The sequence below is a fragment of the Luteibacter sp. P4_E6 genome (assembly GCF_056401535.1).
Genome location: NZ_JBFUJE010000083.1, coordinates 1 through 12,356 on the forward strand (window position 1 = coordinate 1; position 12,356 = coordinate 12,356).

The 12,356-nt window shown below is 65.7% G+C and carries 9 protein-coding genes; 4 read left to right on the top strand and 5 right to left on the bottom strand.

What is annotated here, in order from left to right:
* Nucleotides 1-68: 68 nt before the first annotated feature.
* Complete coding sequence (locus AC1DT2_RS07715; RefSeq protein WP_063574243.1) at nucleotides 69-1,097, top strand: energy transducer TonB; 1,029 nt, start codon at nucleotides 69-71, stop codon at nucleotides 1,095-1,097.
* A 785-nt stretch (nucleotides 1,098-1,882) separates the two neighbouring features.
* Here AC1DT2_RS07715 and AC1DT2_RS07720 read toward each other — a convergent pair.
* The gene (locus tag AC1DT2_RS07720; protein ID WP_477295633.1) at nucleotides 1,883-3,229 is read right to left on the bottom strand and encodes a serine hydrolase domain-containing protein; all 1,347 of its coding nucleotides are present in this window, start codon (nucleotides 3,227-3,229) and stop codon (nucleotides 1,883-1,885) included.
* Between the two features lie 286 nt (nucleotides 3,230-3,515).
* Here AC1DT2_RS07720 and AC1DT2_RS07725 point away from each other — a divergent pair, with 286 nt between their 5' ends.
* Nucleotides 3,516-4,763: an NTP/NDP exchange transporter gene (locus tag AC1DT2_RS07725; protein WP_477295635.1), complete on the top strand. Its 1,248-nt coding sequence runs from the start codon at nucleotides 3,516-3,518 to the stop codon at nucleotides 4,761-4,763.
* Here AC1DT2_RS07725 and AC1DT2_RS07730 read toward each other — a convergent pair.
* From AC1DT2_RS07730 to mtgA, 3 genes are all read right to left on the bottom strand, one after another.
* Nucleotides 4,760-5,188: a CBS domain-containing protein gene (locus tag AC1DT2_RS07730; RefSeq protein WP_063573153.1), complete on the bottom strand. Its 429-nt coding sequence runs from the start codon at nucleotides 5,186-5,188 to the stop codon at nucleotides 4,760-4,762. The two genes, AC1DT2_RS07725 and AC1DT2_RS07730, sit on opposite strands and share 4 nt — an antisense overlap.
* 74 nt (nucleotides 5,189-5,262) lie before the next feature.
* Nucleotides 5,263-6,213, bottom strand: a complete 951-nt coding sequence (locus AC1DT2_RS07735; RefSeq protein WP_213950072.1) for a glycosyltransferase family 2 protein — start codon at nucleotides 6,211-6,213, stop codon at nucleotides 5,263-5,265.
* A 9-nt stretch (nucleotides 6,214-6,222) separates the two neighbouring features.
* Nucleotides 6,223-6,963, bottom strand: a complete 741-nt coding sequence (gene mtgA / locus AC1DT2_RS07740; RefSeq protein WP_477295638.1) for a monofunctional biosynthetic peptidoglycan transglycosylase — start codon at nucleotides 6,961-6,963, stop codon at nucleotides 6,223-6,225.
* A gap of 106 nt (nucleotides 6,964-7,069) precedes the next feature.
* Between mtgA and hslO the strand changes: the two genes are divergently transcribed.
* Nucleotides 7,070-7,987 (top strand): Hsp33 family molecular chaperone HslO, encoded by a 918-nt coding sequence (hslO, locus tag AC1DT2_RS07745; protein ID WP_477295640.1) that lies wholly within the window; start codon nucleotides 7,070-7,072, stop codon nucleotides 7,985-7,987.
* Between the two features lie 55 nt (nucleotides 7,988-8,042).
* Here hslO and AC1DT2_RS07750 read toward each other — a convergent pair whose 3' ends face one another.
* Nucleotides 8,043-10,943, bottom strand: a complete 2,901-nt coding sequence (locus AC1DT2_RS07750; RefSeq protein ID WP_477295642.1) for a bifunctional diguanylate cyclase/phosphodiesterase — start codon at nucleotides 10,941-10,943, stop codon at nucleotides 8,043-8,045.
* A 259-nt stretch (nucleotides 10,944-11,202) separates the two neighbouring features.
* On the opposite strand from AC1DT2_RS07750, the gene AC1DT2_RS07755 reads away from it, so the two are divergent.
* Nucleotides 11,203-12,159, top strand: coding sequence for a hypothetical protein (locus tag AC1DT2_RS07755; RefSeq protein ID WP_213950069.1), 957 nt, complete (start codon nucleotides 11,203-11,205; stop codon nucleotides 12,157-12,159).
* The last annotated feature ends 197 nt before the right edge of the window (nucleotides 12,160-12,356 follow it).

Genomic DNA, 12,356 nt, shown 5'->3' on the forward strand with positions numbered 1-12,356 from the left:
GGGACGGGGGGTCCTCCGCGTCAAGCCATCAGGGGGCGCGCGCTATGCGGAGTCCGCTTTCGACCGCCATGGATAATCGTCAACGCATTCCTTCGCGCCATTTCGTGCGCGGCGCCGTCAATCCCGTGACACTTACCGTCTTCGCCATTGTTCTGGCGCTGGCAGTCGCGGCCTGGTTCCTCATTATCAAGCCGTATCGCGACGCGAATGCCGGTGTCACCCCGGCCACCGCCGCGGCGACCAAGCCAGGCGCGACACGCGATACTCCGGCCAACGTCGACGCTCTCAGCACCGACCAGCTCCTGGCCGAGGCCCGCACGGCGATGAACGAGCAGCGTCTCGTCGCGCCGGCAGGTAACAACGCCTTCGAGTTCTACATGAAGGTGCTGCAGAAGCAGCCGGGTAATCCCGTCGCCGCCGACGCCCTGCGCGAGACGTTCTCGTACGGCGCCGCCGCCACCGAGCAGACGATCAACCAGCGGGACTTCAACGAAGCCCAGCGCGAGATCGACCTGCTTGCCAAGGCCGACCCCGAGAACTACACGCTGACCATTCTGCGTTCCAAGCTGGATGCCCAGCGCAAAACGCTGGACCGTGAGCAACAGCAGGCGGTGGATGCGCAGAAGGCGCAGCAGCTGGCCCAGCAGAATGCCGCCAGCGCCGCCAAGCTGCAGGCCGAACAGCAGGCGTCGGCTGCCGCCGAGGCGCAGCGTCAGCAGGCCGCACGTGAACAGGCGGCCCGTGTCGCGCAGCAGCAGCCCGCCGCGGCTGCACCCGTCGCCGCCGCACCGCGTCCGGTCGCACGCGCCGCCACGGACGAGTCCATCAGCGACGCTGTGCTGATCCGCCAGGTCAACCCGCGCTATCCGACGGCCGCCATGCGTGCGAACCAGGAAGGTTGGGTCGATGTGGAGATGACCGTGGGTGCCGACGGCGCCGTGGGTAATGTCTCGGTGGTCGACGCACAGCCCAAGCATGTCTTCGACCGTTCGGCGATCGACGCGGTGAGCAAATGGGAATTCAAGCCGGCCACCCGAAACGGTGAGGCAATTTCCGTCACCCTCCGCCGACGATTGCAGTTCAACCTCGGCAGGTAAGAACAAACGGCTCCGCAAGGAGCCGTTTTTTTGCTGCGCTTCTGTAGGAGCCGATTCATCGGCGAATGCCGGTCGCTACGCGCCCCATGTAACCAGCGGCTTACGCCGCCTCACGCTTGTGGGTCCGTTGGGAGCCGCGAGGGGCAAGGCCCTTGGGGCCGCGGCGCGGCTCTTCGAGACGGGCCGTAGGGACCGCTCTCGCTCTGCCCGTCAACTGAGCGGCCCTCAGCTTARGCGTCCCCAAGGRCCTTGCCCCTCGCGGCACCGAASGYYGAGGYTGCGTGKSGTCGAGCRCACCRCCARCGASTTGCAGCGCCGCTCKTGTAGGAGCCGMTTCATCGGCGAACCCTCAGCGATTGATCTCGCGAACGAAGCATTGCGTCGCATCGTGCRGGCGTTCAACCGCTCGCCCAATCACCACAAGGCCTCRYTCGCAAACGCGACAGYCTGAGGGTTCGCCGCTGAAGCGGCTCCTACARAAAGCAGCCTGGTCGTTCATCAGACATTGAGCGACGAAGCGGCGTTGCGCTTRTRCCRCACRCAACCTCAACGTCCGGTGTCGCGGTCGGGTTGGCCCTTGGGGCCGCYTAAGCTGAGGGCCGCCCAGTTTCCGTGCAAGCGATCGCGTCGCCTACGGCCCGTCTCGAAGAGCCGCGCCGCGGCCCCAAGGGTCAACCCGACCGCGACTCCCAAGAAACCACGAGCGTGAGGCGGCGAATGCCGCTGGTCACACGAGGCGCGTAGCGGCTGTCCTTTCACGTTGGAACCGCTGAGGGAAGAAGCCCTCAGGGTTTCTTTTTCTTCGTCGTCTTCGTCGACTTCGCCGGTGCTGCTTTCTTCGTGGCGGCGGCCTTCTTCGTCGTGGCGGTTTTCTTGGCAGGGGCGGCGGGTGCGGTGTGCACCGAGCCTTCCACGCCAGCCCAGTCGACGTGGTTCAGGCCGAGGAGGTCATCGAACACCATCGGCATCAGGCCGGCAGGGATCGGGCCGGCGCCGTTCCACATCGTCACCACGCCCGCGTGGTACTTCGGGAAGAAGCCGATCATCGTGCGGTAGCCGGAGACGGCGCCTGCATGGAAGATCAGGTCTTCGTTGGCGTACTTGAACACGCGCCAGCCCAGCGCGTAGTGCGCGTCGGTGACGCGGGCGTGGCGCCAGGGTAGCGAATGCACTTCGGAGGGCGTGGCGACGCCGGCCGCGTGCAGCACGTCCAGCGAGGGCGTGGGCAGTACGTCGGGGCGACCGCCCATCTGTGCCATCAGCCACTGCTCCATGTCGCGCAGGCTGGCGTTCACGCCGGCGGCGGGCGCGACGCGGTAGTAGCTGTCGTTGGGCTCGTAGGGAATCCAGTTGTGCGGACCGCCGCGGTGGGGACGCGCCCAGCTCTTGCTGGCCTCGAGGGCATCGCGGCCGTAGCTGGCGGTGGTCATGCCCAGCGGCGCGAAGATGCGACGCTCCACCTGTCGGAAGAAATAATCACCGGTGGTGGCGTAGATCACGTCGCCGATCATGCTGAAGGCAACGTTCTGGTAGCCGTAGCACGAGCCCACTTTGCACGACAGATCCACCTCGTCGAGCTTGCGCACGAGTTCCTCGTACGGCATGTCGGCTTCGAGCATGTTGTCGTAGGTGTTGCGTGGCAGGCCCAGGCGTTGGCCAAGGATGTCGCGGACCGTGGCCTGCTGTGCGGCTTCCATGTCCTTGAGCTTGAAGTACGGAATGGTGTCGATCAGCTTGGTGTCCCAGCTGAGGAAACCCTCGCGAACCAGGACAGCAGTGACGCCGGTGGCGAACGCTTTCGACAACGAGGCCAGGCGGAAGACGGTTTCCGGCGTGGCAGGTTCTTTCGTTTTCGCGTTGGCGTAGCCGATGGCGCGCTCGTAAACGACCTTGTCGTCCACGATGACCGCCGTGACGATGGCCGGTGCGGCATCGCGTGCCTCCGCCTCGTCCATCCAGCGCTTGTAGTCCTCGATCGTCTGCTTGACGCGCTCAGGCGGCAGGTGGGCGGATTCAGGATCGGCGTGCACCACCGGCGGCTTCTGCGGCGGTGGCGGCGCGGCCAGGGCGAAGGGAGCGGCGATGGCGCAGGCGATAGCGCAGGCGAGCAGGGAAGCGGAACGAAACGACATGCTTATCTCGCGGGTCGAGGCGTGGGGACACGCCGCGGGAAGGGGGACGTCAGCGCGCTGATCGTCATCAGGGGCATTGTCTTTTACTTATGGGCCGGGGACAACGTCGATTCGTCGGCCATGTGGGAGCCGATTCATCGGCGATTCCAGGGTGGAGGAGAGCATCGCCGATGAATTGGCTCCTACAGGAGCGGGGCGTGGGGGCGTGGTAGGCTTTGGCCAGCTTTCACCGGATCGAAGTCGGCCACCTGTGAATACACGTCGACCCGCCGCTATGGCCGAGGGCATGACCCTGGTCCTTTCGGTCATCGCCTTCTTCTTCGTGATGACCTCCTATTACGTGATCCGACCGGTCCGCGACCAGCTGGTGGGAGCGGCGGGGTCGTCCTCGCTGCCCCTGTTCTACGCGATCGTGCTGGTGGTGATGCTGGCGCTGACCCCCGTGTTCGGCTGGCTGGTCTCGCGGTTCCCGCGCCGACGCGTCCTGCTGGGCAGTTATGTGTTCTTCGCCGCCTGCCTGGTCGGGTTCATCCCTGCCTTCGCCGTCCAGGACCGCATCGGTGCCGTCGCGCTGGGACGCGTGTTCTTTGTCTGGGTAAGCGTCTTCAACCTCTTCGTGGTGTCGCTGTTCTGGAGCTTCATGGCGGACATCTATCGCAGCGTGCAGGCGCGGCTGATGTTTCCGTTCATCGCCTTCGGCGGCATGGCGGGTGCCCTGGTCGGGCCCGTGCTGACATCCCTGCTCGTCGCATCGATCGGTGTACCTGCGCTGCTCCTGGTGTCGGCGATTACCCTGTTGATCGCGCTGGGGCTGCTGCTAACGTTGTCGGATGGGGGGGCGGCCAACGATACGAGCGGTGGTGCCCCGGTTGGCGGATCGTTGCTGGACGGCGCGAAGGCCGCGTTCGCCCAGCCCTTCCTGCGTTACATGGCCATCCTCATGCTGCTCAGCGATGGCATCGCCACGCTGGCCTACGCGCTCATGGCGGATTACACCAAGCTGCACTACCCCGGGATTGCCGAGCGCACCCGGTTCTATGCGGACCTGGATTTTGCGATCAACAGTTTCGGCGCCGTGCTGCAGCTCACCATCACGCCGCTGCTCATGCGCGGGCTGGGCACGGTCTGGGCGATGGTGCTGCCGACCCTCGTCAACTTCGTCCTGCTGGCCCTGCTGGGTATCTACGGCCCCGCGGACATCGCGGTATTCGGCTCTGTGGTCTCGTTGCTGACCATCGTGCAGATCGGGACGCGCGGCATGACCTACGGCATGACCAAACCCGCGTCCGATGCGCTTTACACGCGCATGCCGCGCGAGGCGCGTTACAAGGGCAAGAACTTCATCGAGACCACGGTTTGGCGGTTTGGCGACGTGCTGGTCACCTCGGCACTCACTGCCTTGCGCGGGCTGGGCGTCGGCATTGCCGGTCTCGGCCTGATCAGCGCGGCGCTCTGTGGCGTGGCCACCATCGTGGCCCGTCGCGCGGCGGTATCGCCCGACCTCCTTCCGGAGTCGGGCGCGAAGGACACCTAGCTGGTGATATAGCTCTCGAGCTGGTTGATCGTCTGCCTCTGCTCGGAAATCACCGCCTTGACCAGGTCGCCGATGGAGATCACGCCGACGACACGGTCGCCGTCACGCACCGGCAGGTGGCGCAGACGGCCGTCGGTGCACAAGCGCATGCACTCGTCCACCGTGGCACTCGTCGAGACCGTGATAACGGTCGGCGTCATGATGTCGGCGACGGGGGTGTCGCGGGAGGACCTGTCCTTCAGGATGACTTTCCGGGCGTAGTCGCGCTCGGAAACGATCCCGACCAGTTCACTGCCCTTGAGGACGACCAGCGCGCCGACATTCTTCTCGGCCATCTGGCGGATGGCGTCGTAGACCGGCGCGTCTGGCGCCACCGCATAGACTTCCTTGCCTTTGGCGTCCAGGAGATGCTTGACCTGCTGCATTCTCGACTCTCCGGGTGGAGGCGGCGCGCGTCGCCGCGATGGTCCAGTGTAGCGCCGTCAGCCGCCGCGAGGCGTCACGATGAGGTGAAGGGTGGCTCGCCGCCCTGGCGGGATTCCACGTAGTAAAGCGGGCGGCGTTTGCTCTCCGCATACGTTCGGCCCACGTACTCGCCGATGATTCCCAGGGCGAGCAGTTGAATGCCGCCGAGGAACAGGATCACGACCATCAGGGTCGGGTAGCCGCGCACCGGATCGCCCCAGAACAGCACCTTCAGCAACACCCAGATGCCATAGAGAAAGGCGAGGACGGCGGCCGAAAGGCCCACCCATGTGGCCACTCGCAAGGGCGCTGCCGAAAACGAGGTGATGCCCTCGATGGCCAGGTTGCCCAGGCGCCAGTAATTCCACTTGGTGGCGCCAGCGTAGCGGGCGTCGCGGTGATAGGTCACGGCGGTCTGCCGGTAACCGATCCAGGCGAACAGGCCCTTCATGAATCGCTGGCGCTCGCGCAGGCCACCCAGGGCGGCCACGGCGCGGCGCGAGAGCAGGCGGAAGTCGCCCGTGTCGCGCGGCAGCGGCGTGTCGGAGAGACGCTCCATGACGCGATAAAACGCCGCGGAGGTGAATTTCTTCAGGCGTGTTTCGCCGTCGCGTTCGCCGCGGGTCGCGTAAACGACGTCGAAGCCCTCGCGCCAGCGCGCGATGAGCTCGGGAATGAGTTCGGGAGGGTCCTGCAGGTCGGCGTCGATGACGACCACCGCGTCGGCATCGGCGGCGTCGAGGCCGGCGGTCATGGCGGCCTCCTTGCCGAAGTTGCGCGACAGCCGCAGTGCCGTCGCCCGCCCGTCGGCGCCCGAGATCGCACAGAGCTTCTGCCAGGTGTCGTCGCTGCTGCCGTCATCCACGTAGATCACGCGTGCCGTGGCCTCGATCCCGTCGAGTACCGCGCCGATCCGGGCATGGAACGCGTCGATGACATCGCTCTCGTTGTAAGCGGGAACCACAATGGCCAGTGAGAACGTCATGTCGATCCTTTAGCGAACGCGCCCGGCGACGGGTGCCGGTCGGGTGAGATAGGCGGGGCCGCCGAGTTGTCCCATCTGTTGCGCAATCCAGGCGGTGCGCTTCTGCACGTAGGCACTGGGCGCGTCGACGCGGAAGCGGCGCGGATTGGGCAGTACGGCTGCCAGCCGCGCAGCCTGGATCACGCCAAGGCGGTCGGGCGTGGTGCGATAGAACACGTCGCTGGCCGCGCCGACGCCGTAGATGCCGTTACCGAGCTCCACGATATTCATATAGACCTCGAGGATGCGACGCTTTGGCCAGGTTGCCTCGATCAGCACGGTGAAGTACGCCTCCAGTCCCTTGCGGACGAAGCTGCGTCCGTTCCACAGGAAGAGGTTCTTCGCCACCTGCTGGCTGATGGTGCTGGCGCCGCGCAGGCGTTTTCCTTCATCCGAGGCGTCGATCGCGTCCTGGATCGCATCGATGTCGAAGCCGTGATGAAACGGAAATTTCTGGTCCTCGCCGGCCACCATGGCCAGCCCGACCTGGGGCGACACGGCGTCCCACCCTACCCAGCGATGGCGAAAGGTGAAATCCGGCTCATGGGTGACGAATGCCTCCACGCGGCGCTCCATCATCATGGCGCTGGTCCACGGCGGCACGAAGCGCAGCAGGAGTACGACCAGCCATGACAGGGCAAACCAGGCAAGGATGACAAGGCCGACGTAGCGGGCAAGTCGAATCGGCAGCGAGCGGGGCGTCGGGCTCATGGCAGCGCGGTGGCAAAGGATGGCGCAGTATAGGGGCCCGGCGCGTGCCGGGCTTGTCGGTACGCCGGCATGGCCCCATCTTTCGTCGGATCACCAGGAGGCCACCGTGACCGATTCGATCGTCGAAACCCTGTCATCCGAAGACGTGCTGCACCGCTTCATGCTTGAGAAAGCAGGCGTTCGCGGCGTGCTCGTGCGCCTGGGCGCCAGCTGGCGCGAGATCGCTTCACGCGGTGACTACCCCACGGATATCCGCAACACGCTGGGCGAGGCGGCGGCGGCCAGTGCGCTGCTTACCGGAAACATCAAGTTCGATGGCTCACTGTCGCTGGAGTTCAAGAGCGAGGGTGCGCTGCGCCTGCTCTTTGCCGAGTGCACCGACCAGGGGCACCTGCGTGGCCTGGCGCGTTACGACGCCGACACGATGCCGTCGAGCCTGCACCTGAACGAGTTGCCGAACGCCTTGCTCGCCATCACGATCGGGCAGGTGGATCGCGGTCGTTACCAGGGCGTGGTGGATCTGGACGAGCCGTCGATCGCGAAGGCGCTGGAAAACTATTTCGAACGGTCCGAACAGCTGCCTGCGCGCATCCTGCTCGCCGCCAACGCCGACCATGCGGTGGGGCTCATGCTTCAGCCCATCGCGGGCGAAGGCGGCCACAGCGCCGCCGAAGACGACGATGACGCCTGGGCGCGCGTCGGCATCCTCACCGACACGCTGAGCAGCTCCGAGATGCTGTCGATCCTGCCGGAAGAGCTGCTCTACCGGCTGTATCACGAGGAGACCGTGAGCGTTTACGAGGCGAAGGGTCTCGCCTTCGGCTGCACCTGCTCGCAGGAGCGCGTGGAAGGCATGCTGCGTGCGCTGGGCCGAACGGAAGTCGAGGCCACCCTGGACGATCGTGACGGCGAGATCGAAGTCGTCTGCGAGTTCTGCGCCACGCGCTACGTGTTCGATCGCGTCGACGCCGAGCGCCTGCTGACACAGGTCGAAACCCCACCGTCCCMCTCAACCCTGCAGTAGCTCCGGCTTCCCTGTAGGAGCCGATTCATCGGCGAAAACCCGGTCGCGATAACCCCTACGCGTCGAGGGACAAGGGAGCAGCCAGCCATTTGCTAGCCGGCTGGGGCTGGGCGAACAGGAAGCCCTGGCCGAAACGGCAGCCGATGCGACGCAGTGCGCGCATCTGCGACTCGGTTTCGATGCCTTCGGCGATGACCTGCATGCGCAGCGAATTGGCCAGCGCCTGGATTGCCCGGACCACCGCCGTGCTGTGCGCGTCGGTGTCGGTGTCTTCGGAGGGCAGCTCGATCACGAAGGAACGGTCGATCTTCAGCGTCTCGATCGGGTACTGGTGCAGGTAGCTCAACGACGAGTAACCGGTGCCGAAATCGTCCAGCGCGATGCCGACGCCATGGTCTCGAAGGTTCTCGAGGATGCGTTTGACCTGCGCCGGGTTCTCCAGCAGCGCCCGCTCGGTGACTTCCACGCGCACGCACCGCGCCGGCACGCCGTGCTCGGCGAACAGGTCGAGCAGGCGCTGGTCAAGGTCTGGTGAGCGGAAGTGGCTGCCCGACACGTTGATGCTGACGAAGCCTTCGTCGCGTGTGAGGGCGCGCACCTGGCGGGCAACCTGCTCGAAAATCTGCCAGTCGATGGCTTCGGAACAACCGGTGTCTTCGGCCACGGAGAGAAAGTCCCCCGGCGGCAACAGACCGCGCTCCGGATGGCGCCAGCGCAGCAGGGCTTCGTAACCGACGACGCGGTTGTCTTCGAGGTCCACGATGGGCTGGTAAAACGGGACGAACTCATTGCGCGTGAGGGCGCGGCGCAGGTCGCCTTCCAGCTCAAGCAGCGAGAGCGCTTCACGGCGCAGGCGGTCGTCGAATACCGCTGCACGGTGGCGACCTTCGTCCTTCGCGCGGTACATGGCCGAGTCGGCGTCCCGCAGCAGTTCTTCGGGACGCGTGTATTCCGGCGTGGGCAGCGCAATGCCGATCGACGCGGAGGTGAAGATCTCCTTCGCGCCCAGGCGGAACGGCGTCTGCAGCTGCGCGATGATGCGCTCGGCGATATGCGTGGCGGCCTGCGGATCGGTGATGCCTTCCACGAGCACGGCGAATTCGTCGCCGCCCAGGCGTGCGACGACATCGCGTGTTTTCAGGCACGCACGCACGCGGCCACCGACCTGGAACAGGAGGTCGTCGCCCACGAGGTGGCCCACCGAATCGTTGATGACCTTGAAGCGGTCGAGGTCGATGAAGAGCACCGCGAAGAGATCGGCGGGATTCTCGCGGTAATGATTCAGCGCCTGCTCCAGGCGCTGCAACAGGAGCGTGCGGTTGGGCAGGCCGGTGAGCGAATCGTGCAGGGTCTCGTACTTGAGCCGCCGCTCGACACGCTCGCGTTCCGCGATCTGCTCGCGCAGGTCGCGGTTGGCCAGGGCCAGGGCACGTGTGCGTTCGGTCACCCGGCGTTCGAGGCTGGCGTAGGCCTGCTTGAGCGACTCGGTGGTGTACTTACGCTGCAGTGCATTGGCGATGTGGTAACTGACGAAGGTCAGCAGTTCCTGGTCGCGTGCGCTATAGGTGTGCTCGGGCGAATAGCTCTGCACCGCCAGCACACCCATCGATTTTTCGTTCCAGATGAGCGGCACGCCCAGCCAGTGGAGCGAGCGTGCGCCGCTGGTGGAAAGGACCTGGTCGCGATTGAGTCGGTCGATCTCCTCGCGGTCGGCGAGCAGGGCCTTGCCGTTACGCAGGACGAATTCGGTGAGGCCGCGGCCGAGCTCGCGCGGCTCGCGTGAGCCGTCGAGTTCGTCGACCGAATAAGGGAACGTCAGCTTGTTCTGGTCTTCGGAGAGCAGCGCGATATAGAAGTTGCGCGCGTACAGGAGGCCACCGATAACGCGATGCACGGCGGCGTAGAAGTTCTCGATGCTGTCCGAGGTGTTCGCCAGTTCGGCGATGCGGAACAGCGCGGCCTGCAAGCGCTCGCCACGCTGGCGTTGCAGCACCTGCTGGCGCAGGACGCGATTGGCTTCGCGCAGTGCGGCCGTGCGTGTGGTGACGCGGCGCTCGAGTTCTTCATGCGCCTGGCGGCGTTCGAGCGCCGTCTGCACGTGCTGGGCGACGTAGGTCAGCAGCTCGCGATCGTTCTGCGTATAGCGCGTGTCGTCGCGATAGCTCTGCACGACCAGGGCGCCGACCACGTCGTCGCCGCGTTTCATCGGCACACCGAGCCAGTCGTCGCTGGGCGGCCCGATCGATACGCGCGGGCCCGGAAGGTTTTTTTCCAGCTCCGTGCTCGCGCCCATCAGCGACTTACCGCCTTGCAGGACATGCCAGGTCAGCGAGTTCTCGATCGCATCGATCGGGCGGATGCCTTCCGGGTCCGGAATGTCGGGATCCAGCGAGTCGACGAAGTAGGGAAAGCGCACGGTGCGGTTCTGCGCGTCGAACAGCACGATGAAGAAGTTCTCGGCATACATGAGGCTGCCCACGATGCCGTGGAGCGCACTCATCATGTCCTTCATGTTGTGCTCGGCGCCGGCCTGCTCGGCAATGGCATAGAGAGCACGCTGCAGTCRCTCGGCGAGCGCCAGGCGCGAGATCGCCTCGTAGAGATTCGCGGTTTCGGCGAGCTGCCGCAGGCGTACCGAGGCCAGCCGGCCGAGCCAGTCGATCAGTTCGGCCGAATCGGGCAGGCTGGCCTCGGCCGTATGTAGTTCGAGGACCCGCTCGGTTTGCGGGTCGGTTCCCAGTTCGAGCACGGCATGRCCGCTCGAACGTGGCTCGGCGGCCCCGCGCCAGGCCACGCGGGCGCCCGRCATGAGGTGGCGGGCGAAGGCCTCGCTCTCGCTCCGGACCACTTCCGCCTCAGCCGCCCGTAGCAACCGCTCGACAGCCTCGCGCAACGGGGTGCTTTCACCGTGACCGGGCGCCTTGACGGACGGGCTTTGGGTTGGAGCGATAGTCATCGCCTGGCAAGGATTCCGGTATGGTCGGTTCAGTCTATATGCGTTAAGGCGGCCGCGCGATGGGGCGTGGAGCGCCAGTCTCAGGGGCCTTGCGCCAGCGTGCAACCTTTCCCCTTCATGCTCATAAACGGCAGGCGGGCCGATTCCTGAAGGTGGCCCTCCGGGGTGTTAGTAAAACGTAAAACGCGATACACTGGCGGTGTTCTCGCGAGGCTGATGCGGGACCTCGGGGATTTCAGCCACCTGCCGATAGATGACCATGCGCAGATCCTTTCTTACCTTGCTACTGCTGATGCCGCTCGCCGCGGCAGGGCAAGTTGCGCCGGTGGGTTCGGACGCCACGGCAACGCGGCTCCTGGGCCAGCAACCCGACGGTTACGCCCAGAATGCGCAGGGTTCGGTGCCGCTTTGGCGCGCCCCGGACGGTCGCATGCTCGCCCTCAGGTCAGACGATCGCACCGACGGTACCCAGCCGCTTGCCCTGCATGCGGTGAACGCCGGTCCGTTCCTTTCCAGTGGCCTGCAGTATGACCTCGGCCCGCATGTACAGGCCCACGCGAACATCACCGGCCAGGGCTGGATGAATTCCGTGGAATCCTGCGGTGCTTCCGGCGCGGCGCGAGGCGATCTCTGCAACGTGTCAGGGGCACCGCCGCGCATTGTCGGCAGCGAAGTAGGCGCGACGTATCGTGGCACGGGTTACAGCCTCGGTCTCGGTGTCGGCTCCAGCCGTCCCACCGGTACGGGCGCAGCGTTGCCTCGCGTACTTCCGGGCCTGGCTACCGCCTCCGGTCTGCCGATCACCGCACTGTCGTCCAGTACCGAATTCAACGCCCATGGCAGGGTCGACCTTGGTTCGCGCAGTGGCATCGATCTTGGCGCCAGCATCGGTCGTATCCGGCTCACCCCGGGTAACTTGCTCGGTATCGGCTCGGTCGACCAGAAGGCGCTGAGTTTCGGCGTCGATCGCGGCCCCATCTCGGGCCTGATCACCGGTCGCACGATGCAGCCCGAGGCAACGGCTATCAATCAGATCAACGGCGACCGCCGCTGGAGCGCGATCGACCTCGGCGTCACCTGGCACCTCCCCTGGCGCGGCCAGCTCTCGGTCGGAGCCCAGAACGTCTGGTCGTCGGGTAACGCACCCAGCGGCCCTACCGGTCCCGAGCCCGACCAGGCCCGAACCCCTTACGTCCAGTACCACCAGGATCTTTAAAAGCCGCCCACAAGGCGGCTTTTTTGTGGCCGCGCTTTTGTAGGAGCCGATTCATCGGCGAACGCCGGTCGCTACGCGCCCCATGTAACCAGCGGCGTTCGCCGCCTCACGCTTGTGGGTGCGTTGGGAGCCGCGAGGGGCAAGGCCCTTGGGGCCGCGGCGCGGCTCTTCGAGACGGGCGGTAGCTGGTCTCTCGC

Coding starts and splice junctions, on each gene's coding strand:
- AC1DT2_RS07755 (WP_213950069.1), top strand. CDS start 11,203: ATGCGCAGATCCTTTCTTACCTTGCTACTGCTGATGCCGCTCGCCGCG.
- AC1DT2_RS07715 (WP_063574243.1), top strand. CDS start 69: ATGGATAATCGTCAACGCATTCCTTCGCGCCATTTCGTGCGCGGCGCC.
- AC1DT2_RS07730 (WP_063573153.1), bottom strand. CDS start 5,188: ATGCAGCAGGTCAAGCATCTCCTGGACGCCAAAGGCAAGGAAGTCTAT.
- AC1DT2_RS07725 (WP_477295635.1), top strand. CDS start 3,516: ATGACCCTGGTCCTTTCGGTCATCGCCTTCTTCTTCGTGATGACCTCC.
- AC1DT2_RS07735 (WP_213950072.1), bottom strand. CDS start 6,213: ATGACGTTCTCACTGGCCATTGTGGTTCCCGCTTACAACGAGAGCGAT.
- AC1DT2_RS07720 (WP_477295633.1), bottom strand. CDS start 3,229: ATGTCGTTTCGTTCCGCTTCCCTGCTCGCCTGCGCTATCGCCTGCGCC.
- mtgA (WP_477295638.1), bottom strand. CDS start 6,963: ATGAGCCCGACGCCCCGCTCGCTGCCGATTCGACTTGCCCGCTACGTC.